General features: G+C 62.5%; 18 protein-coding genes and 1 pseudogene. 11 read left to right on the top strand and 8 right to left on the bottom strand.

Annotated elements, in window-relative coordinates:
- Positions 1–61: 61 nt before the first annotated feature.
- From rpmG to trxB, 3 genes are all read right to left on the bottom strand, one after another.
- Positions 62–232, bottom strand: a complete 171-nt coding sequence (gene rpmG / locus HNP33_RS13960; RefSeq protein ID WP_184709551.1) for a 50S ribosomal protein L33 — start codon at positions 230–232, stop codon at positions 62–64.
- Positions 233–243: 11 nt separating this feature from the next.
- Positions 244–477 carry a 50S ribosomal protein L28 gene (gene rpmB / locus HNP33_RS13955; RefSeq protein WP_012207163.1) on the bottom strand — a complete coding sequence of 78 codons (234 nt, stop codon included), beginning with the start codon at positions 475–477 and terminating at the stop codon, positions 244–246.
- A 296-nt stretch (positions 478–773) separates the two neighbouring features.
- The gene (gene trxB / locus HNP33_RS13950) at positions 774–1,727 is read right to left on the bottom strand and encodes a thioredoxin-disulfide reductase (RefSeq protein ID WP_184709553.1); all 954 of its coding nucleotides are present in this window, start codon (positions 1,725–1,727) and stop codon (positions 774–776) included.
- 518 nt (positions 1,728–2,245) lie between these two features.
- Here trxB and HNP33_RS13945 point away from each other — a divergent pair.
- Entirely contained in the window at positions 2,246–4,666 is a 2,421-nt protein-coding gene (locus HNP33_RS13945; protein WP_184709555.1) for a DNA translocase FtsK, read from the top strand.
- A 150-nt stretch (positions 4,667–4,816) separates the two neighbouring features.
- Entirely contained in the window at positions 4,817–5,449 is a 633-nt protein-coding gene (lolA, locus tag HNP33_RS13940) for an outer membrane lipoprotein chaperone LolA (RefSeq protein WP_184709557.1), read from the top strand.
- 100 nt (positions 5,450–5,549) lie between these two features.
- On the opposite strand, the gene brnQ is transcribed toward lolA, so the two are convergent.
- The 4 genes from brnQ to HNP33_RS13920 form a co-directional block, all read right to left on the bottom strand.
- Positions 5,550–6,869, bottom strand: coding sequence for a branched-chain amino acid transport system II carrier protein (gene brnQ, locus HNP33_RS13935; protein ID WP_184709559.1), 1,320 nt, complete (start codon positions 6,867–6,869; stop codon positions 5,550–5,552).
- Between the two features lie 337 nt (positions 6,870–7,206).
- The gene (locus tag HNP33_RS13930) at positions 7,207–7,671 is read right to left on the bottom strand and encodes a GNAT family N-acetyltransferase (protein ID WP_221452081.1); all 465 of its coding nucleotides are present in this window, start codon (positions 7,669–7,671) and stop codon (positions 7,207–7,209) included.
- Between the two features lie 85 nt (positions 7,672–7,756).
- Positions 7,757–8,026: a DUF2798 domain-containing protein gene (locus HNP33_RS13925; RefSeq protein WP_184709563.1), complete on the bottom strand. Its 270-nt coding sequence runs from the start codon at positions 8,024–8,026 to the stop codon at positions 7,757–7,759.
- 262 nt (positions 8,027–8,288) lie between these two features.
- Positions 8,289–8,504: a DUF4287 domain-containing protein gene (locus HNP33_RS13920; protein WP_184709564.1), complete on the bottom strand. Its 216-nt coding sequence runs from the start codon at positions 8,502–8,504 to the stop codon at positions 8,289–8,291.
- A gap of 259 nt (positions 8,505–8,763) precedes the next feature.
- Here HNP33_RS13920 and HNP33_RS13915 point away from each other — a divergent pair, with 259 nt between their 5' ends.
- Positions 8,764–10,089, top strand: coding sequence for a replication-associated recombination protein A (locus HNP33_RS13915; protein WP_184709565.1), 1,326 nt, complete (start codon positions 8,764–8,766; stop codon positions 10,087–10,089).
- A 94-nt stretch (positions 10,090–10,183) separates the two neighbouring features.
- On the top strand, positions 10,184–11,107 hold the full coding sequence (locus HNP33_RS13910; protein WP_184709567.1) for a bestrophin family protein: 924 nt from the start codon (positions 10,184–10,186) through the stop codon (positions 11,105–11,107).
- Between the two features lie 92 nt (positions 11,108–11,199).
- On the opposite strand, the gene HNP33_RS13905 is transcribed toward HNP33_RS13910, so the two are convergent.
- A complete protein-coding gene (locus HNP33_RS13905) occupies positions 11,200–12,099 on the bottom strand; it encodes a LysR family transcriptional regulator (RefSeq protein WP_184709569.1) in 900 nt (299 codons plus the stop codon).
- Positions 12,100–12,227: 128 nt separating this feature from the next.
- On the opposite strand from HNP33_RS13905, the gene HNP33_RS13900 reads away from it, so the two are divergent.
- The 7 genes and pseudogenes from HNP33_RS13900 to HNP33_RS13870 form a co-directional block, all read left to right on the top strand.
- Entirely contained in the window at positions 12,228–14,345 is a 2,118-nt protein-coding gene (locus HNP33_RS13900) for a 3-hydroxyacyl-CoA dehydrogenase NAD-binding domain-containing protein (RefSeq protein ID WP_184709571.1), read from the top strand.
- A gap of 227 nt (positions 14,346–14,572) precedes the next feature.
- The gene (locus HNP33_RS13895; RefSeq protein ID WP_184709573.1) at positions 14,573–15,769 is read left to right on the top strand and encodes an acetyl-CoA C-acyltransferase; all 1,197 of its coding nucleotides are present in this window, start codon (positions 14,573–14,575) and stop codon (positions 15,767–15,769) included.
- A 140-nt stretch (positions 15,770–15,909) separates the two neighbouring features.
- Positions 15,910–17,106: an acyl-CoA dehydrogenase family protein gene (locus HNP33_RS13890; RefSeq protein ID WP_184709575.1), complete on the top strand. Its 1,197-nt coding sequence runs from the start codon at positions 15,910–15,912 to the stop codon at positions 17,104–17,106.
- Between the two features lie 155 nt (positions 17,107–17,261).
- Entirely contained in the window at positions 17,262–18,428 is a 1,167-nt protein-coding gene (locus HNP33_RS13885) for an acyl-CoA dehydrogenase family protein (protein WP_184709577.1), read from the top strand.
- Positions 18,428–19,240: an oxepin-CoA hydrolase, alternative type gene (locus HNP33_RS13880; RefSeq protein ID WP_184709579.1), complete on the top strand. Its 813-nt coding sequence runs from the start codon at positions 18,428–18,430 to the stop codon at positions 19,238–19,240. The genes HNP33_RS13885 and HNP33_RS13880 overlap by 1 nt, the downstream gene beginning before the upstream one ends.
- Before the next feature lie 58 nt (positions 19,241–19,298).
- Positions 19,299–20,531, top strand: coding sequence for a CaiB/BaiF CoA transferase family protein (locus HNP33_RS13875; protein WP_184709581.1), 1,233 nt, complete (start codon positions 19,299–19,301; stop codon positions 20,529–20,531).
- Between the two features lie 105 nt (positions 20,532–20,636).
- Positions 20,637–20,730, top strand: a pseudogene (locus HNP33_RS13870) (electron transfer flavoprotein subunit beta/FixA family protein); the annotation flags it as partial.

Raw genomic sequence — 20,730 nt, 5'->3', positions numbered from 1 at the left:
ACAGGACCATAAAAAAACCGCCTGACTTGCGCCGGGCGGTTTTTTGATCAGCAAGGCCGAATTACTTCAGCTTCACTTCCTTGTACTCGACGTGCTTGCGAGCCTTGGGATCGAACTTGGTGATTGCCATCTTTTCAGGCATCGTCTTCTTGTTCTTGGTGGTCGTGTAGAAGTGACCGGTGCCTGCAGTCGATTGCAGCTTGATTTTTTCGCGTCCGCCTTTGGAAGCCATGGTGTATCTCCTTAAGCTTGGCCACGTGCGCGCAGGTCTGCGAGCACAGAATCAATACCGTTCTTGTCGATCAGACGCAGGGCAGCGCTGGAAACACGCAGGCGCACCCAGCGGTTTTCCGATTCCACCCAGAAACGGCGATATTGCAGGTTCGGCAGGAACCGGCGCTTGGTTTTGTTGTTGGCGTGGGAAACGTTGTTTCCCACCATGGGCTTCTTGCCCGTTACTTCGCAAACGCGTGCCATCAGGACACTCCGAAAGTTTTAACAGCTGCGCGCCCTGGCTGCATCCAACAGAAGCAGCTCGGCTTGCAGCCTCACCTCGCCAATCAAAGGGTGGCGGTAGCCCATGTTCACTGCAAGCGGACAAGCCCTGCCTGCAGTAGTTTCCTGTTCACGCGCCGTGGATTGCGAAAGAGATGCAAAAGGCGGCAAGCAGCAAAGCCAAGCATTATAACGCGATTGCCAAAAACAGGCCAGTTTGCGTTGTGTGGGGTTTTGTTGCTGCCGCTCCGTTGCTCTGCGGCGCTCTATATTCCTGCTTATTCCTGTTCCAGAAAGCGCTGTGCATCCAGCGCGGCCATGCAGCCCGTGCCTGCGCTGGTGATGGCCTGGCGGTAGACATGGTCCTGCACGTCACCAGCGGCAAAGATGCCCGGTACGCTCGTTTGCGTGGCAAAGCCGCCACGGCCCATCTGCGTGACCAGGTAGCCGTTTTCCATCTCCAGCTGGCCCTGGAAGATGTCAGTATTGGGGTGGTGGCCGATGGCAATGAAGCAGCCCTGCAGCTGGATATCTTCGGTGCGGCCGTCCTGGGTGCTCTTGATGCGGATGCCGTTCACACCCGATGCGTCGCCCAGCACTTCATCCAGCGTGAAATGGGTCTTGAGCTCAATCTTGCCTTCCTTGACCTTTTCCATCATCTTGTCCACCAAAATGGGCTCGGCTTTGAATTTATCGCGGCGGTGCACCAGGGTCACCTTGCTGGCAATGTTGGACAGGTACAGCGCTTCTTCCACCGCGGTGTTGCCACCGCCGATCACGCAGACGGGCTGCTCACGGTAGAAGAAGCCGTCGCAGGTGGCGCAGGCCGAAACGCCGCGGCCCATGAAAGCCTCTTCCGAAGGCAGACCCAGGTACTTGGCCGAGGCGCCGGTGGCAATGATCAGGCTGTCACAGGTATAGGTGCCGCTGTCACCGGTCAGGGTGAAGGGGCGCTTGCTGAAATCGACCTTGTTGATATGGTCGAAAATGATCTGCGTCTTGAAGCGTTCTGCGTGCTCCAGAAAGCGCTGCATCAGCTCCGGGCCCTGCACGCCCATCACATCGGCTGGCCAGTTGTCCACTTCGGTCGTGGTGGTCAGCTGGCCACCTTGGGCCATGCCGGTGATCAGCACCGGGTCGAGGTTGGCACGGGCGGCGTAGATGGCAGCGGTGTAGCCGGCAGGGCCCGAGCCCAGAATCAGCACCTTGGCGTGTTGGTTGACGGAAGACATGGAACTCCTATCGCATATCGTGGGGCGGGCGCAGCGCACCTGCCGGTCAAAAAAGGCAGCGCCGACCGGGCAAGCACAGTCGGCGGTAACACCCAAGAGTATCGAACACAACGGCCCTGCCGTGGATGGTTTGTATCAATGTCCTTGATCGCCGCAAGCCATCTTGGGCAGGCATTCGCGGCGTGGTGCACTGCAGCAAATGACAACAATCGTCCAATGCAAACCGGGTGGTCATGGTTGTTGCGAAGCGTGTCAAGTTGCTGGCGCAATTACAAAGTGTTTCCTGTGCAAAATTGATGCTTCTTTTTTTATAGCTGGCAGCGCTTATATGTTGGGCACAAAGCACTGCTTTTGTTAAAAATTGCTATGCTGATGCCTGAAAAAGGCGAGCGCAGGCAGGCGCCTGCGCTGTCGGCGCGCACTGTAGTCTGCGTCGCAGTGCTGCGTCACTGTGGCTGGCATGTCTGTTTTGCTATCGAATTTGTATTGCTCTTCGGGTAAGCTCTTGCCCTTAGGTTATGGCTACTAATTCAACGAAAAAATCGAACGCGCACCCCAGCGCCGGCTCGTCGCTGGTCATGGGGGTGCGCCGCTTTGGGCATGAGCTGGTCCTCATCATCACTTTTCTGATGATGGCGTTCTGCGTGGCGGCCATGGTGAGCTACTCGCCCAAGGATCCGGCGTGGTCTACCTCGGGCACGCAGGCCGCGGGCCACGTCAGCAACTGGATGGGACGCCTGGGCGCCATGATCTCCGATGGCGGCTACTTCATGGTCGGTTTTTCCGTCTGGTGGCTGGTGGTGGCCGCTGTGCTGGCCTGGTTTTCGTCGCTGGCGCGCTGGCTGCGTGCTGGCGAAAACCCACCGGGAGATTCTCGCCCTCTGTGGTGGCGCCGTATTGTGTTCTGGGGCGGGCTGGTGGTGCTGCTGCTGGCCAGCTCGGCGCTGGAGTGGTCGCGTCTGTACCGTTTTGAGCCCAAGCTGCCCGGCGCGGCTGGAGGTGTGCTTGGCTACCTGCTGGGCCCGCTGGCCGAAAAATGGATGGGCTTTACCGCCTCCGGCATCGTGGGCGTCATGCTGCTGCTGCTGGGCATGTCGTGGATTCTGGGCTTTTCCTGGGGGCAGATCACCGAAAAGGTGGGCGCCGGTATTGAAGGCTTTTTCCAGAAACTGATGCTGCGCCGGGAAGCGGCCGCCGACAAGGCAGTTGGTAAAAAGGCTGCCCAGGCCCGCGAGGCCGAGGTGAACAGTGCGGCGCCTGCCGCAGCCCGCGTGGAGCCTTCGGGCGATGGCTTTGACAGCATGTTCGACCTGCCGCCCCAGGGCAAGGCCTCGCGTCCTGCGCAGTCCGAGCCAGCGCTGCATATTGCCGAGCCGGTCAAGCCGCAGGCCCAGCCCAGTGCCCGCGTCGTGAAGGAGCGCCAGAAGCCGCTGTTCAACGAATTGAGCGATACGCGCCTTCCGCAGGTTGATCTGCTGGATCCTGCACCCAAGACGCAGGAGACGGTGTCGTACGAGACGCTGGAGATGACCAGCCGCCTGATCGAGAAAAAGCTCAAGGATTTTGGCGTGGAAGTCCGCGTGGTCGAGGCAGCGCCCGGCCCGGTGATCACCCGCTACGAAATCGAGCCGGCCACCGGTGTCAAGGGCTCACAGATCGTCAACCTGGCCAAGGATCTGGCGCGTTCGCTCTCGCTGGTGTCGATCCGGGTGATCGAGACCATTCCCGGCAAGAACTACATGGCACTGGAGCTGCCCAATGCCAAGCGCCAGACCATCCGTCTGACCGAAATCCTGGGCTCCCACGAGTACCACGAGGCCAAGAGCCTGCTCACCATGGGACTGGGCAAGGACATCATCGGCAAACCCGTGGTCGCCGATCTGGCCAAGATGCCGCACGTGCTGGTGGCCGGTACCACCGGCTCAGGCAAGTCCGTCGGTATCAACGCCATGATCCTCTCGGTGCTCTACAAGGCCGAGGCCAAGGATGTGCGCCTGATGATGATCGACCCCAAGATGCTGGAGATGTCGGTCTACGAAGGCATTCCGCACCTGCTGTGCCCGGTGGTGACCGACATGAAGCAGGCCGCCAATGGCCTCAACTGGTGCGTGGCCGAAATGGAGCGCCGCTACAAGCTGATGAGCAAGCTGGGCGTGCGCAATCTGGCGGGCTACAACACCAAGATCGACGAGGCCAAGGCGCGCGAGGAGTTCATTCCCAACCCTTTCAGCTTGACGCCCGAAACCCCCGAGCCACTGCAGCGTCTGCCGCACATCGTGGTGGTGATCGACGAGCTGGCCGATCTGATGATGGTGGTGGGCAAGAAGATCGAAGAACTCATTGCCCGCCTGGCGCAGAAGGCGCGTGCGGCGGGCATTCACCTGGTTTTGGCCACCCAGCGCCCCAGCGTCGATGTGATCACCGGCCTCATCAAGGCCAATATTCCCTCGCGTATCGCTTTCTCGGTGGGCTCCAAGATCGACAGCCGCACCATCCTCGATCAGATGGGGGCCGAAGCGCTGCTGGGCATGGGTGACATGCTCTACATGGCCAGCGGCACGGGTTTCCCGGTGCGTGTGCACGGCGCTTTTGTGTCGGATGACGAAGTGCACCGCGTGGTCAGCTACCTCAAGGAGCAGGGCGAGCCCGATTACATCGAAGGCGTGCTCGAAGGCGGCACCGGGGACGGTGACTCCGGCTTTGGCGATGAAGAAGGCGGCGGCAGTGGCGAAAAGGACCCGATGTACGACCAGGCGCTCGAGATCGTGCTCAAGGATCGCAAGGCCAGCATCTCGTACGTGCAGCGCAAGCTGCGCATTGGCTACAACCGCTCGGCCAACCTGCTCGAAGAGATGGAGCGCGCGGGGCTGGTGAGTGCGCTCACCGGCAGCGGCCAGCGCGAAGTGCTGGTGGCCCACAGGCCCGGTGGCGACGAGTGATGCAGGTGGTTACCTGCATCTCCGCCATGTAAATTAGCGCAAAACAGCACCGAAAGGGTCGCATTGTCGGCACTTTCGGTGCTTTTTGCATTCCAACGCCATAATCTGCCCCATTGCACAGGCACCGGCCCGTGCCAGAAAGGAATTCGGATGAAATATTGGATCGCCGCCGCCGCATTGGCTGGTTTGAGCAGCTGGGCCCAGGCCGATGGCTTGCAAAGTCTTGAACAGTTTCTGAGAAATTCGCAGGCTGGCGAAGCCAGTTTCACCCAGACGGTCACATCGCCCGCCAAGGAAGGCCAGGCGCCGCGGGTCAAGACTTCCAGTGGCAGCTTTGCATTCCAGCGCCCCGGCAAGTTCAAGTTTCTGTACAAGAAGCCGTTTGAGCAGACCATCGTGGCCGACGGCACCACCTTGACCCTGTTCGACGCCGATTTGAACCAGGTCACCCAACGCCAGCAAAGCAAGGCACTGGGCCAGACGCCCGCTGCACTGCTCGCATCGGCAGCCAGCCTGCAGGCCCTGAAGAGCGAATTTGACCTGGCCAATGCCCCTGATGCTGATGGCCAGCAATGGGTGCTGGCAACGCCCAAGGGCAAGGACGGCCAGCTCAAGAATGTGAAGGTCGGCTTCAAGGGCGACGAGCTGACGGCCCTGGAGATTGAAGACGGTTTTGGCCAGCGCTCTGTGGTGCGTTTTGTGGGGCTCAAAACCCTGCCCTCGCTCCCTTCGTCTGCTTTTGAATTCAGTATTCCCTCGGGGGCGGAAGTGATCCGGCAGTAAACCGGTTATCCAGATCATGGAAAAGCCCTGGCAGCAAGTGCGGCCAGGGCTTTGGTTTTGGTGGGGATGGCTTTGGCCCTCGTGTTGGGCGTCAGTGCAGTCAGGCTTTGGCAGGTTTTTGCTGTCTGGCGCTTATCCAGTCTGCGCAAGCCGCTATTGCAAGCGTAGCAGCTACGGGTGTCACCCAACCCATGCCCAGGGCAGCGCCGGGCAGGTGTTCCAGCCACTCGGGCACCAGGGTGGTCCATTGCAGTGCCTTGGCGGCATCGAGCAGGCCAAACAGCAGGGCCACCAGCATCACGGGAATGTAGACGCGGCTCGGCTGGCCCCAGCGGTGCATCAGGCTCAGCGCAATCAGCGCAATGGCGACGGGGTAGATGCCCACCAGCACAGGCACAGCAACCGCAATCAGCTGCGCTAGGCCCTGGTTGGCAACGGTGGCGCTGAAAATGCAGAGGGCCACCACCACGCCACGGTACGAAAAACCGGTCAGGTCGCTGAAGAAGGCACTGCAGGCGCTCACCAGGCCCACACCCGTCGTCAGGCAAGCCAGCAGGATGACGGCGGCCAGCAGGTATAGGCCCGCACTGCCAAAGGTGTGCTGTACATAGGCTGTCAGGATCTGCACGCCGGTGGCCGCATTGCCGGCCAGTGTTCCGCTCGTCGCGCCCTGGTAGAGCAGCGACACATACACCAGGCCCAGGCCGGTTGCGGCAATCAGGCCCGCATAGATGGCGTAGCGCGTGTGCAGGCGCCGGTCTGCCACGCCCGCAGCCTTGATGGCGTTGACGATCACGATGCCAAAGACCAGCGAGGCAAGTGCATCCATGGTTTGGTAACCCTGCAGAAAGCCCTGGGCGAATGCTGCCATTTGGGTGCTGTAGTCAGCCGTTGCCGTGCTGTAGCCGCCCACAGGCGCAAAAATGGCGGCACCACCCAGAATGGCGAGGGCCAGGATCAGCACCGGCGTGATGAGCTTGCCGATGTTGTCCATCAGCTTGCCCGGAAACAGCGACAGCAGCATCACCAGCGAAAAATAGGCGATGGTGAACACCAGCAGCATGACGGGCGTGTTGCCGACAAAGGGGGCCAGACCCATCTCGAACGACACCGTGGCTGTGCGCGGTGTGGCAAACAGCGGGCCGATCGTCAGATAGATCGCGCAGGCGAGTGCTGTGCCTGCAATACGGCCAATAGGTTGGGTGAGGGTGTCGAGGCCGCCGCCCACGCGCGCCAGTGCCACGACGCCCAGAAGCGGCAATCCCACGCCGGTGAGCAGGAAGCCTATGGCGGCGCCCAGCAGATTGCCACCCGCTGCCATGCCGACAATCGGCGGAAAAATGATGTTGCCAGCGCCCAGAAACAGGGCAAAGGTCATGAACCCAAGGGCAACGATATCCCTGGTCTTGAGAGTTTTCATGGTGGTTCCAAAGCAGATCGGGCGGTGCACGCTGGCAGCGGCAGCGCCTCAAAGATTCATTCACGGAGGCCGTGCACGCTGCCGGCTTGGCAGGGCACATTGTTTTGCAGGAGCCAGCGGCAATCCCGCCAAAGTGGGCGGCCGTGCAGTGGCGGCATCACCTCGAACAGTTTCCTGCGGGTGAGTGGCCCACCTTTTGCAGGGCGCTCATGGATCCGTATAAACCCTTATTTTCCGTGAAAAATGTGCTCCTCAGGCCCAAAATGCATTCATCCTTGCCGAAAAGTCTGGTTTCCAGCAGCAAATCACGGGTCGCTTCAATCGCAGAAGCCCATCATCAGGCCTGGCGAGGGTATTGCAGTGTGAGGCGCAGCATGTCCAACAGCGCGATGCCGTCTTCAATAATGGGCAAAGGGTAGTTGTTGACGAAAAAATCCCGCTCGATGCTGGAAACCCGAAAACCGTACCGCTGGTAGAAGGCGAGCTGGTAGCCGAACGAGCCTGTGCCCACTTCCAGCTGATGCGCGTCTGCCTTGCGGAAGAAGGCAATCACCCATTGCAGCAGTGCCGCGCCATGGCCTTGCTTCTGGTGGGTGGGCGGCACGGCGATGCTCATCAGCTCATGACAGCCGCCACCCAGGGGCTTGACCACGCATGCAGCAACCATCTCTGCACCGTTGGACGCCACAAAGCATCGTGACCCGGGCAGGTACGCGCGGATCTTGTCTTCTGAAGGGTCGGCAAGCAGCAGGAGCGCCATCGGCGCGTCCTGGGCGGGAATTTCCTGGATGTGCAGCATCATGTATGGGCAGATAAAGGTGGTGCTATTCTAAATATAGCTGCCAGCGCCTGTTGGGAAAGCGCTGGCGCCCAGAAACGCGCAGTGCTCAGTAGGTGTGCACCAGTGCCGCCGTTGCCTTGCGGACCACAGGCAGCGCAAGCAGCAGCACCGGAAACGCAACCAGCCACGAAACGCCCCATGCCCTGAGCCACTTGGACGCAAAGTCGGGGGTGAGGCCGATGCCGTTGAAGGTGCTGATCAGCGAGACGATGCACGTCATCAGAATGGACAGCAGCAGGGGCATCACCAGCGAGCCATAGCGCGCAGGAAGCTTGGGAATGCCAAAGAAAATGGTTGATTTGTTGAAAGCGTTCATATCGATATCAAAGAACCGGTCAAGCAAAGGCGCCTTTCGCCCATGCAGGGCAAGCACCCCGGCATCGCCGGAGATGGTGGCGCGTTGTTTGACGTTGAACGCTTACGGCCCGTTTGTGCGTGTATACGTTTGCGCATTGGTGCGCGAGGGCAGACGGCATGATAGAGAAACCGGCCCACGCGGGCAAGGGATGCCGGACGGCGGCTAGGGGCTCTCTGCAGACCCCAGGCAAGCAGCTCTGTGGGAGATCGTAAACACGTTCTTAACCCTTCTGCCGGGCCAGATGGAAAGCCACCAGCGCATTGGCATGCCCATGGCCGAGCTGGTGGTGCTCCTTCAGAAACGCGACCTGCTCCATGTGCTTTTTCTCTTTGACCGTATCCAGAATCCCGAACCAGTGCGCGACGGGCTGGCCGTACGTCTTCTCGATGGACGGAAAGTACGAAGCCGGGCCTTTCACCGGGGTATCTGCGCTCATGGGTATCTCCTTGGAATGCCGCAAAGGGGCGTGTCTGATGCTAAAGAAGCCCGTGACACCGGTCAATCGACGAGGCTGAGCCGGAGTTTTGTGCGACAGGTGGCGAAAAACGCTGCCTACTGCACGGGCCTGGCGATGGGTGCGGAACCTTGCTTTGCCGCGCTAATGCTGCAGGCACGCTACGATACACCGTACCATCAACCCAGACCCATGTTCTGAACCAAGGCGGGCGCTGCGCACTGCACCCGCTGCACACTTTATGAGTAGCCCTTCTTTGCATCCATCCCACCAACCCCTGGCCGAGCGCCTGCGCCCGCGCACGCTCGCTGATGTGGTGGGCCAGCAGCAGGTGCTGGGCGAAGGCATGCCGCTGCGGCTGGCATTTGAATCAGGCCGCCCGCACAGCTGCATTCTGTGGGGGCCGCCCGGCGTTGGCAAGACCACGATTGCGCGCCTGATGGCCGATGCCTTCGACGCGCAGTTCATCTCGATCAGCGCCGTGCTTGGCGGCGTCAAGGACATCCGCGAAGCCGTGGAACAGGCGCAATCCGCGCGTGATGGCCTGATGCAGCAGCGCACCATCGTGTTTGTGGACGAGGTGCACCGCTTCAACAAAAGCCAGCAGGATGCGTTCTTGCCGCATGTGGAAAGCGGGCTATTCACCTTCATCGGCGCCACCACCGAAAACCCCTCGTTCGAGGTGAACTCGGCCTTGCTCTCGCGCGCCGCCGTCTATGTGTTGCAAAGCCTGACGGCAGACGATCTGCGGCAGATTGTGGAAAAGGCGCAGGCGCTGCAAGCGGTTCCAGCGATCGAAAGCGAAGCGATGGAGCGCTTGATTGCCTACGCGGATGGCGATGCACGGCGCCTCTTGAACACGCTGGAGACGCTGGCCATCACCGCCGAGCAGGCGAAGGTTGAAACCATCACCGATGCGTGGCTGCTCAAGGTGCTGGGCGAGCGCATGCGCCGCTACGACAAGGGTGGCGAGCAGTTCTACGACACCATCAGCGCGCTGCACAAGTCGGTGCGTGGCTCAGACCCAGACGCCGCGCTGTACTGGTTCTGCCGCATGCTCGACGGCGGCGCCGACCCGCGCTACCTCGCGCGCCGCATTGTGCGCATGGCCTGGGAAGACATTGGCCTGGCCGATCCCCGCGCCATGCAGATGTGCAACGACGCCGCCGCCACCTACGAGCGCCTGGGCAGCCCCGAAGGCGAGCTGGCGCTGGCCCAGGCGGTGCTCTACCTGGCAGTGGCCCCCAAGAGCAATGCGGGCTACATGGCCTACAACCAGGCCAAAGCCTTCGTCAAACAGGACGGCACCTGGCCCGTGCCGCTGCACCTGCGCAATGCGCCCACCCAGCTGATGAAGGATCTCGATTACGGCAAGGCCTACCGCTACGCGCACGACGAGGAGGGCGGCTTTGCGGCCGGTGAAAAGTACTTTCCAGATGACATGGAGCCGCCCAGCTTCTACCAGCCGGTGCCGCGCGGTCTGGAGATCAAGATCGGCGCCAAGCTGGATGAGCTGCGCGCGCGTAACGTGGCTGCCAAGCCCGCTGAGGATGACGTGCAGGACTGAAGTGGAGCCAGGGCGCTGGCTGCGCCCGCCAAAAGCATCAGATTTTTTGCAATTTCTGCGCAGCAGGTGGGCGGCAAGGCGGACAATACCGGCCATGATCGTTCGTCCTTCCGTGCACTGGCTGCGCATGCTCTTTGTGTGGCGCGGCTCCATCCTGCCGGTGATCCTGCCGCAATTGATCACCATCACGGTGCTGGCCATCGTCGTGACCGTGATCCACGGCTCGATCCTGGACTGGAAGGTGTCGCTGAACTTTGTGCCTTTCTCGCTGATCGGCCTGACGCTGGCGATTTTTCTGGGCTTTCGCAACAGCACCTCGTATGCCCGTTTCTGGGAAGCCCGCACCCTGTGGGGCGTGCTGCTGGTGGAAAGCCGCCACCTGACGGCGCAGGCGCTGGCGGTGGTGGGTGACAAGGCGGACGACAGGGCCCATGCAAAGCTGCTGGCGCAGCGCTTGTGTGCATTGGCCTATGCGCTCAAGCACCAGCTGCGCGAGAGCGATGCGCGCGCCGAGTTGTCGGCTTTCTTGCCGCCGGGCGATGTGGAGCGCATTGCCGGTGCGCGCTTTCCCGCCGCGATGGCGCTGCTGCTGGTGCAGGAGTGGGTGGGCGAGCAGTTGCGCAGCGGCAAGGTGGCGGCGGCCGTGGTGCCTGCGCTGGAGCAGTCGCTCGCGCGCCTGGGCAATGCGGTGGGGGGGGGCGAGCGCATTTCGGGCACGCCGATTCCGTTCACCTATTCGGTCATCCTGCACCGCTGCGTATATATCTACTGCTTTTTGCTGCCATTTGGCCTGTTGGACACGATTGGCCCGATGACGCCGGTCATCGTCTGTTTTCTGGGCTATACCTTTTTTGCGCTGGAGGCTCTGGGCGCCGAGCTGGAGCACCCCTTTGGGCTGGCCGCCAACGATCTGGCCCTGGGCAGCCTGTGCTACACGATCGAGTCATCGGTGCTGGAGATGGTGGGCGAGCCGCCGCGCACGGCCCAACCCGAGGTGAAGGACTGCATTCTGCTGTGAGTGCAACCAGGGCTTATGTAAAAAACAATCCTGGTGCTTATTCCGTGTCAGTGTACGCTTGATGCTATTGTTTTGATAGTAATTTCGCAGACTCAGGCAGGGCGCTCCACCTCAGCCCGCTCCAGCAGAAAGTCGATCATCGTTCGCACGGCCTTGGTCTGGTGGCGGTTGGGCATCCACAGCAAGTACATGTTGTTGCCAAAGATGCTCAGCCGCCAGTCGCGCAGGGTGGTGACGACTTCGCCGCGTTCCACCTCGGCGCGGATCACATAATCAGGCACGATGCCCACGCCCAGCCCCGCCATGATGCCCTGGCGCAGAAACGGAAAGTGCTCGGAGATCAAGGTGGGTTCCAGCCGGATTTCCTTGCGCAGCTCGCCCTGGTAGGCGCGCACCAGCAGCTGCTTGCCGACGACGCCGCTGGTGATCAGCGGCACATGGCGCAAGTCCTCGGGTTGCTGGGGCAGCATGTTCTGGCGGGCGTAGTCGATGCTTGCGCAGGCCACGTAGTTCATTTCGGCCATGTGGCGCGCTACCAGGTTGTCGGGCGGTGTGGGCAGCACGCGCACGGCAATGTCCACTTCATCGCGCACGAGGTTGTCCACGCGGTTCTCGAAGATCAGGTCCAGCACGATGTCGGGGTACTGGCGCTTGAAGGCGATCAGCCAGTCCGTCATCACCAGTTGGCCGTAGCCGCTGGGCACGGCCAGCCCCACGCGGCCCTGCAGCCCCTTGCCCAGGCTGCGAATGGTTTCACCCGCCGCAGCCAGCTCGTTGCGGATGGCGTGGCCGTGTTCGTACAGGCGCAGACCGACTTCGGTGGGCTCCACCCGGCGCGTGGTGCGGCGCACCAGCTGCACGCCCACGGTCTTTTCCAGCTGCGTCAGGTGGTAGCTGACATTGGCGCGGCTCATCTTCAGTTTGGAAGCGGCGCGGCTCAGGTTGCCAGCGTCGATGATTTCCACGAGCAGTGTCAGGGCGGAGTGATCCATGCAACAAAAACAAGCAATTGTTCAAATTTCTTTGACAGTCTGTCAATGATCTATGTGATTGTCAAATGAGCCTGCCGTGGCTGACAATGGGTTGAAACTTCGGTTCCATTCATACCCAGGAGACATGCATGAGCGCAGAGAACGCCGTTGTGACCACTGCCCGTGAAGGGCGCGTGCTGGTCGTCACCATCAACAATCCCCCCGTCAATGCGCTGAGCCAGGCGGTGCGCCAGGGGCTGGCCGATGCCGTGGCCCAGGCCCAGGGCGACGGCGAGATCAAGGCAGTGCTGCTGGTGGGCAGCGGCAAGGCCTTTATTGCGGGTGCCGATATCCGGGAGTTCGGCAAGCCCGCCATGCCGCCCAGCCTGCCGGATGTGCTGATGCAGCTGGAGAGCAGCGACAAGCTGGTGATCGCCGCCATCCATGGCCCGGCATTGGGCGGCGGCCTGGAGGTGGCGCTCTCCTGCCACTATCGTCTGGCCGTGTCGGGCGCTAAGCTGGGTCTGCCCGAAGTGCAGCTGGGCCTGCTGCCCGGCGCTGGCGGCACGCAGCGCACGCCACGCTTGATTGGCGTCAAGGCTGCGTTAGACCTGATGCTGTCGGGCCGCCATGCCGGGGCCGAAGAGGCGCTGGCCATGGGCCTGGTGGACCAGGTGGCGCCTGCGGGTACCGATGCGCGCAGCGCGGGCCTCGCCTACGCCAACCAGCTGCTGGACGACAAAGCCCCCGTGCGCCGCACCCGCGAGGCCGCAGCGCTGGCCGACAAGGCAGCTGCGCAGGCCGAGCTGGACGCCGCCAAAGCCGAATCGGCCAAGAAGAACCGTGGCCTGTTCTCGCCCGGCAAGATCATCGAGTGCGTGCAGGGCGCGCTCGATCTGCCATTTGACGAAGGCATGAAGAACGAGCGCAAGCTGTTCGTCCAGTGCCTGGAGAGCCCCCAGCGTGCAGGGCTGATCCACGCTTTCTTTGCCGAGCGCGAAACGGCCAAGATTCCCGAGGCCAAGGCCGCAGCGCCCCGCGCGCTGAACACCATTGGCGTGGTGGGCGGCGGCACCATGGGCGCGGGCATTACGGTAGCCGCGCTGGATGCAGGCTTTCCTGTGGTGATGGTGGAGCGCGACGACGAATCCATTGCCCGGGGCCGGGCCAATGTGGAGAAGGTCTATGACGGCCTGATCGCCAAGGGCCGCATGACGGCCGAGAAAAAGGCCGCCATCATGGCGCGATACAGCGGCAGCACCGATTACGCAGCGCTCGCCCAGGTCGATCTGGTGATCGAGGCCGTGTTTGAAGAGATGGGCGTCAAGAAGGCCGTGTTTGCCGAGCTGGACAAGGTCTGTAAGGGCGGCGCGGTGATCGCCACCAACACCTCGTACCTCGATATCGATGCCATTGCCGCCAGCATCTCGCGTCCGCAGGATGTGATCGGCCTGCATTTCTTCAGCCCGGCCAACATCATGAAGCTGCTGGAGATTGTGGTGCCCGCCAAGGTGAGCGCCGATGTGGTGGCCACCGCCTTCGAACTGGCCAAGCGCATGAAGAAGATACCCGTGCGCGCCGGTGTGTGCGATGGCTTCATCGGCAACCGCATTCTGGCCGTGTACCGCGAGGCGGCTAACTACCTGATGGAAGACGGCGCATCGCCCTACCAGATTGACGAAGCCGTGCGCGAGTTCGGCTACCCCATGGGGCCGTTCCAGGTGGCCGATCTGGCGGGCGGCGACATTGGCTGGGCCACGCGCAAGCGCAAGGCCGCCACCCGCGACCCCAAGGCCCGCTACGTGCAGATTGCCGACCGGATTGCCGAAAAAGGCTGGTTCGGCCAGAAGACCCAGCGCGGCTACTACCTGTATCCGCAAGGCGCGCGCATCGGCCAGCAAGACCCGGAAGTGCTCGCCATCGTCGATGCCGAACGCCAGCGCGCCGGTGTCACGCCCCGCAGCTTCACCAACGAGGAGATCATGCGCCGCTACATGGCCGCCATGGTGAACGAGGGCGCCAACGTGGTGCGCGAGGGCATTGCGCTGCGCCCGCTCGATGTGGATGTCACCTTCCTGTACGGCTACGGGTTTCCGCGCTTCCGTGGCGGCCCGATGAAGTGGGCCGACATGGTGGGCCTGGACAAGATCCTGGCCGACATCCGCGAGTTCGCCAAGGAAGATGCGCTGTTCTGGAAGCCTTCGCCCCTGCTGGTGGAGCTGGTGGAAAAGGGCGAGAACTTCGAGAGCCTGAACAAGGCGGTCTGATTCCATAGCTAGATCAAACGATCACCTTGTCGGCTCTGCCTGCGCGTGCTCGTTGGATGGAGCCCATGGAATGACCGGGCCAGGACGCCGAGGTGCAACCCGGAGGCGTTCCAAATCGCCAAACCCTGGGTTGCTATATAAAGAATAGCTGCTGGCGCGCATGTAACAAGTGCTGGCGGCATCAAACATCAAAATCAACGGTCGCACAGACCCAAGGAGACAACGCAATGCGTGAAGCCGTCATTGTTTCAACCGCCCGCACGCCGCTGGCCAAATCGCACCGTGGCGAATTCAATGCCACCCCGGGTGCGCAGCTGGCTGCGTATTCCATCAGCGCTGCGGTCGAGCGCTCCGGCATCGACCCGGCCCTGATCGAAGACGTGGTGCTGGGCTGCGGCTACCCCGAGGGCACGACCGGCCGCAACATCGGCCGCCAGGCGGCGGTGCGTGCGGGCCTGCCCATCAGCGTGGGCGGCACCGTGGTCAACCGTTTCTGCGCCTCGGGTCTGCAGGCGATTGCATTTGCGGCGGGGCGCATCATTGTGGATGGCGCGCCCGCCATGGTGGCAGGCGGTGTGGAGAGCATTTCGCTCATCCGCTCCAGCAACACCAACCCGGCAGATGCCGACCCCTGGCTGGTGGAGCACAAACCCGAACTCTTCATGGCGATGATCGACACTGCCGATGTGGTGGCACAGCGCTATGGCATCAGCCGCAAAGACCAGGACGCGTTCTCGCTGCAGAGCCAGCAACGCACGGCAGCCGCCCAGGCCAATGGCACCTTCGACAACGAAATCGTGCCCTGCGCCGCGCGCATGGCCGAGAAGAACAAGGAAACCGGCGAAGTCACCTATAAGGACGTGGTGGCCACCATGGACAACTGCAACCGCCCCTCGACCACCCTCGAAGGCCTGGCCAAGCTGGAGCCGGTCAAGGGGCCGGGCAAGTTCGTGACCGCCGGCAATGCCTCGCAGCTGTCGGACGGCTCGGCCGCCTGCGTGCTGATGGAAGCCAAGGAGGCCGCCCGGCTCGGGCTGTCGCCGCTGGGCGCCTTCCGCGGCATGGCCATTGCTGGCTGCGAGCCAGATGAAATGGGCATCGGCCCGGTGTTTGCCGTGCCCAAGCTGCTGGCGCGCCACGGCCTGACCGTGCAGGACATTGACCTGTGGGAGCTGAACGAGGCATTTGCCTCGCAGGCCCTGTACTGCCAGCGCAAGCTGGGCATTCCGATGGATCGCCTCAATGTCAACGGCGGCGCCATCTCCATTGGCCACCCCTTTGGCATGACCGGCGCGCGCCTGACAGGCCACATCCTGCTCGAAGGCCAGCGCCGCAAGGCCCGTGGCGAGAATGTGAGGTGGGGCGTGGTGACCATGTGCGTGGGCGGTGGCATGGGCGCTGCCGGTTTGTTCGAGATTTATTGACCCGCTGAGGTGCGGCGCGCCTTCCTCCCAGGGGGGCGCCACCGCTGCGGGGTGGCCCTTGCTGGGCGCCACTTGGATCGTGCAGCGGAGAGTGTGAGATGTGCGGGCCTTGCCTGCCCACGGTTACTGAGGAGATAGCAATGGATTTGCAATTTACCCCCGAAGAAGAAGCGTTCCGCGCCGAAGTGCGTGCGTTTCTGAAAGAAAGCCTGCCAAAGGAACTGGCCGCCAAGGTGAAGGCGGGCCAGCGCCTGACGCGCTTTGACCAGGAAAACTGGCACGCCATCCTGAACAAGAAAGGCTGGCTCGCCTACCACTGGCCCAAGGAACATGGCGGCACCGGCTGGTCGCCCGTGCAGAAGTTCATCTTTGACGACGAATGCGCCATTGCAGGCGGCCCGCGCCTGGTGCCGTTTGGCCTGTCCATGCTCGGCCCGGTGCTGATCAAGTACGGCAACGACGCGCAGAAAAACCATTGGCTGCCGCGCATCCTGAATGGCGACGACTGGTGGTGCCAGGGCTACTCCGAGCCCGGTGCGGGCTCCGACCTCGCGTCGCTCAAGACCACGGCCGTGCGCAATGGAGACCACTACATCGTCAACGGCCAGAAGACCTGGACCACGCAGGGCCAACACGCCAACATGATGTTCTGCCTGGTGCGCACCAACAAAGAGGTCAAATCGCAGCAGGGCATCAGCTTCGTGCTGATCGACATGAAGCAACCCGGCGTGGAAGTGCGCCCCATCCGCACGCTGGACGGCGATAAGGAAGTGAACGAAGTCTTCCTGACCGACGTGAAGGTGCCGCTGGAAAACCTGGTGGGCGAGGAAAACAAGGGCTGGACCTACGCCAAGTACCTGCTGACCTACGAGCGCACCGGCATCGCTGGCGTGGGTTTTTCGATGGCCGGGCTCGAAAAGCTCAAGGTGATCGCCCAGCGCGTGCAGCGCAATGGCAAGCCGCTGATCGAAGACCCGCAGTTCGCCACCCGCATGGCCAAGGTCGAGATCGAGCTGCTGAACATGGCCACCACCAACCTGCGCGTGATTGCCTCGGTGGCGGGCGGCGGTGTGCCAGGCGCAGAAAGCTCCATGCTCAAGATCAAGGGCACCGTCATCCGCCAGGAACTGCTGTCGCTGGTTCGCCGTGCCATGGGCCCCTATGCGCTGCCGTATATCGAAGAAGCTCAGTTTGCCGAATACGCCGATGAACCGGTGGGCCCCAAGGAGGCGGCCACTGCGGCGGCGGCCTACTTCAACTACCGCAAGCTGTCGATCTTTGGCGGCTCGAACGAAATCCAGCGCAACATCATCTCCAAGATGATCTTGGGTCTATGAAATGAACCACCCCCTGAGGCGCTGCGCGCCTTCCCCCTGGTAGGGGGACGACGCCTTTGCTGCGGGGCGGCCCTTGCTGGCGTCCCTTAGTTGTGCCCCGCAGGTTTCATGCGCTGAGATCTGGGCAAGCGCCATGGATAGATAAGGAGATTGTTATGAACTTTCAACTGGACGAAGACCGCCGCATGCTGGCGGATGCGCTGGGCCGCTACCTGAGCGAGCAGTACGGCACCGAATACCGCAACAAGGCTGCATACGGGGCCAAGGGCTTCAGCGCCGAAACCTATGCCAAGCTGGCCGAGCTGGGCGCCATCGGCGCGCTGTTCAAAGAAACCGATGGCGGCTTTGGCGGCGAAGGCGTAGACATCAGCGTGGTGTTCGAGGCGCTGGGCAACCATCTGGTGGCCGAGCCCCTGCTGGGCGCGCTGCTGGTGGGTCGCGCGCTGACCGAAGCGGGCACCGACGCGCAAAAGGCACAGCTTGAAGCCATCATCGGCGGCGAGACGATTGCCGCGCTGGCGCATGACGAACCTGCCAACCATTACGAGCTGAACCGCGTGACCACCACGGCCAGGCAGGACGGCGACGGCTGGGTGCTGAACGGCAGCAAGGCCGTGGTGCTGTTTGGCGACGAGGCGCAATTGCTGCTGGTGTCTGCACGCACGGCGGGCGCTGTGGACGACCAGGCCGGTATCTCGCTCTTTTTGGTGCCGGGCGATGCTGCAGGCATCACCCGCCGTGGCTATGGCCGTATTGACGGAGGTCATGCCGCCGAGGTGGCGCTGGCCAACGTGAAGGTAGGCGCCGATGCGCTGCTGGGCAAGGCGGGCGAAGGCCACGCCCTGTTGGAGCGCATTACCGGCTTCGGCCTGCTGGCGCTTGCTGCCGAATCGCTGGGCGCAATGGACGTAGCCAAGAACCACACGCTCGAATACCTGCGCACGCGCAAACAGTTTGGCGTGCCCATCGGCAGCTTTCAGGCACTGCAGCACCGCATGGCCGACCTGCTGCTGGAAGCGGAGCAGGCGCGCTCGGCCGTCATCAATGCGGCTGCGGCGATCGACAGCCCCGATGCCATCGAGCGCGAGAAAGCGCTGTCGGCCGCCAAGTACAGCGTGGGCCAGATCGGCACCCTGATGGCGGAAGAAGCCATCCAGATGCACGGCGGCATCGGCGTGACCTGGGAACTGCCCCTGGCGCACTATGCCAAGCGCCTCATCATGATCGACCACCAGTTGGGCGACATGGACCACCACCTGGCGCGCTACATGGAACTGCAGGCCCAGGAACGCGCCGCGCAAAATACCCGGAAGGCTGCGTGATGAGCACCGCCAGCAACGCACCACCCGCGCTGCTGGCGCGCCGCGAAGGCGGCGTGCTGGTGCTCACCAACAACAACGAGGCCGCGCGCAATGCGCTCTCGCCCGATTTCTATCTGGGCCTGACCGAGGCCCTCAAAGCCGCAGCCACCGACAACACGGTGGGCGCCATCGTGCTGACCGGCGCGGGCGGGCATTTCTGCTCTGGCGGCGATCTGCGTCGCATCGCCACGCGCCGCGAGCAACCCATCGAAAAGCGCCGCGAACTGCTCGAAGGCCTGCACGATCTGGTACGCGCGCTGCGCGACTGCCCCAAGCCGGTGATTGCAGCCGTCGAAGGCGCGGCAGCCGGTGCGGGCCTGTCGCTGGCCATGGCCTGCGACATGATGGTGGTGGCGCGCAACGCCGTGTTTTCGGTGGCCTATGTGAAAGTGGGGCTCTCGCCCGATGGCGGTGCCACGGCATTCCTGGCCGAACACCTGTCGCGCCAGCTGCTGACCGAGATGTGCCTGACTGGCGACCGCGTCAGCGGCGAGCGCATGCAGCAACTGGGTGTGGTCAACCGCCTGACCGAGCCCGGCGCCGCCTTGCAGGAGGCCGTGGCCCTGGGCACCCAGCTGGCCAGCGGGCCGCTGATGGCCATGGGCAGCATCAAGCAACTGTGCCGCGCCGCCTACAGCCAGACGCTGGAAGCGCAGCTCGACATGGAAGCCGAGCTGATGGTGCGCGCGCAGGGCATGGACGAGGCGCTGGAAGGCATTACCGCCTTTCTGGAAAAACGCCCTGCAGACTACGTGAAGATTCGAAAACCATAGCTGATAACGTAGGTGGGACGAGCGCCAACGCGCGATTTCATCACAAGGAGACATGCAAATGGGTGAACCCCAAACTCAAGCCGATGCCGATTTGCCGTTGACCGGCGTCAAGGTGCTCGACCTCTCGCGCGTATTTGCCGGCCCCCTGTGCGGCATGGTGCTGGGCGACTTCGGCGCCGATGTGGTCAAGGTAGAACACCCTGGCCGAGGTGACGACACGCGCGACTGGGGCCTGCGCATCGGCAAGACCGAAACCACCTACTACAACAGCATGAACCGCAACAAGCGGTCCATCACCGTCGATCTGCAAAAGCCCGAAGGGCTGGCGCTGATTCTGGAGCTGGTGCCGCAGTTCGACGTGGTGATCCACAACTTCAAGTTCGGTGGTGCCGAAAAGCTGGGCCTGGGCTATGAGCAGATCAAGGCCGTCAAGCCCGACATCATCTACTGCTCGGTCACCGGCTACAACACCGCCACGGCAGAGGCCGCGCGCCCTGGTTACGACATTCTGGTGCAGGGCGAAGCAGGGCTGATGGCGATGAACGGTGAGGCCAGCCAGCCGCCTCTGAAATTCGGCATGGCTGTGGTGGACATGACCACCGGCCTGTACGCCGCGCAGGCCGTGCTGGCTGCGTTGTTTGCGCGCGAGCGCACCGGCCGGGGTCGCCAGATAGAAATGTCGCTGTACGACAGCGGCGTGATGGTGACCGGCTACTACGGGCTCGATGCCCTGCTGATGGGCAAGGATCCGGAGCGCTACGGCAATGCCCATCCATCCATCGTGCCCTACGGCATGTTCTATGCGTCCGACGGGCCGCTGATCATCGCTGTGGGCAACAACGCGCAGTTCGAGAAGTTCTGCCGCCAAGTGGTGATGCGCCCCGACATTGTCGAAGACCCACGTTTTGCCACCAATGTGGAACGCGCCAAGCACCGCAAGCTGCTGCTGCCGATGATCATCGAGCTGCTGGGCACGTTCGAGCGCGCCACCTTGCTCTCCCGCCTGCAGAAAGCCGGAATCCCGGGCGGCGAAGTGCTGGGACTGCATGAGGCGCTCACCTCGCAACGCACGCAGGACAGCGGCGTGGTGCAGCAGATGCCGCACCCGTTAGCCGGATCGACCCATGTCATGGCGCCTCCCTACCGCATGGATGGCGAGCGCCTTCCGATCCGCCATGCGCCGCCCACCTTGGGTGAAGGCACGCGCGAAGTGTTGCAGAATCTGCTGAACATGACCGACGAGCAACTGCAGGCCTTGAAGGCGCAGGGCGTGCTGACGCTGCCCGAGTGATTCTGCGTAATGAATGCTTCTGACTTGATAGCTGTTTTCGCTTGATGGATGGGTGATGACAGGCTTCTTGATGATCTTGATGATTAACTTTAGAGGATAGCGACTATGAAAGTACTGGTACCCGTCAAGCGCGTGGTGGACTACAACGTGAAAGTGCGCGTCAAGAGCGATGGCACGGGAGTGGACATTGCCAACGTCA

This window comes from Comamonas odontotermitis (genome assembly GCF_014207855.1).
Taxonomy (GTDB): Bacteria; Pseudomonadota; Gammaproteobacteria; order Burkholderiales; family Burkholderiaceae_C; genus Comamonas; species Comamonas odontotermitis_A.
The sequence above is the reverse complement of the archived record's forward strand: the minus strand, read 5'-3'. Positions and strand labels throughout refer to the sequence as shown.

Bases quoted from the DNA above. Each gene is read 5' to 3' on its own strand.
- HNP33_RS13930 (WP_221452081.1), bottom strand. From the start codon at position 7,671: ATGATGCTGCACATCCAGGAAATTCCCGCCCAGGACGCGCCGATGGCG.
- HNP33_RS13880 (WP_184709579.1), top strand. From the start codon at position 18,428: ATGAGCACCGCCAGCAACGCACCACCCGCGCTGCTGGCGCGCCGCGAA.
- HNP33_RS13895 (WP_184709573.1), top strand. From the start codon at position 14,573: ATGCGTGAAGCCGTCATTGTTTCAACCGCCCGCACGCCGCTGGCCAAA.
- trxB (WP_184709553.1), bottom strand. From the start codon at position 1,727: ATGTCTTCCGTCAACCAACACGCCAAGGTGCTGATTCTGGGCTCGGGC.
- HNP33_RS13900 (WP_184709571.1), top strand. From the start codon at position 12,228: ATGAGCGCAGAGAACGCCGTTGTGACCACTGCCCGTGAAGGGCGCGTG.
- HNP33_RS13920 (WP_184709564.1), bottom strand. From the start codon at position 8,504: ATGAGCGCAGATACCCCGGTGAAAGGCCCGGCTTCGTACTTTCCGTCC.
- HNP33_RS13925 (WP_184709563.1), bottom strand. From the start codon at position 8,026: ATGAACGCTTTCAACAAATCAACCATTTTCTTTGGCATTCCCAAGCTT.
- rpmB (WP_012207163.1), bottom strand. From the start codon at position 477: ATGGCACGCGTTTGCGAAGTAACGGGCAAGAAGCCCATGGTGGGAAAC.
- HNP33_RS13885 (WP_184709577.1), top strand. From the start codon at position 17,262: ATGAACTTTCAACTGGACGAAGACCGCCGCATGCTGGCGGATGCGCTG.
- HNP33_RS13875 (WP_184709581.1), top strand. From the start codon at position 19,299: ATGGGTGAACCCCAAACTCAAGCCGATGCCGATTTGCCGTTGACCGGC.
- HNP33_RS13910 (WP_184709567.1), top strand. From the start codon at position 10,184: ATGATCGTTCGTCCTTCCGTGCACTGGCTGCGCATGCTCTTTGTGTGG.
- brnQ (WP_184709559.1), bottom strand. From the start codon at position 6,869: ATGAAAACTCTCAAGACCAGGGATATCGTTGCCCTTGGGTTCATGACC.
- HNP33_RS13915 (WP_184709565.1), top strand. From the start codon at position 8,764: ATGAGTAGCCCTTCTTTGCATCCATCCCACCAACCCCTGGCCGAGCGC.
- HNP33_RS13905 (WP_184709569.1), bottom strand. From the start codon at position 12,099: ATGGATCACTCCGCCCTGACACTGCTCGTGGAAATCATCGACGCTGGC.
- HNP33_RS13890 (WP_184709575.1), top strand. From the start codon at position 15,910: ATGGATTTGCAATTTACCCCCGAAGAAGAAGCGTTCCGCGCCGAAGTG.
- HNP33_RS13945 (WP_184709555.1), top strand. From the start codon at position 2,246: ATGGCTACTAATTCAACGAAAAAATCGAACGCGCACCCCAGCGCCGGC.
- lolA (WP_184709557.1), top strand. From the start codon at position 4,817: ATGAAATATTGGATCGCCGCCGCCGCATTGGCTGGTTTGAGCAGCTGG.
- rpmG (WP_184709551.1), bottom strand. From the start codon at position 232: ATGGCTTCCAAAGGCGGACGCGAAAAAATCAAGCTGCAATCGACTGCA.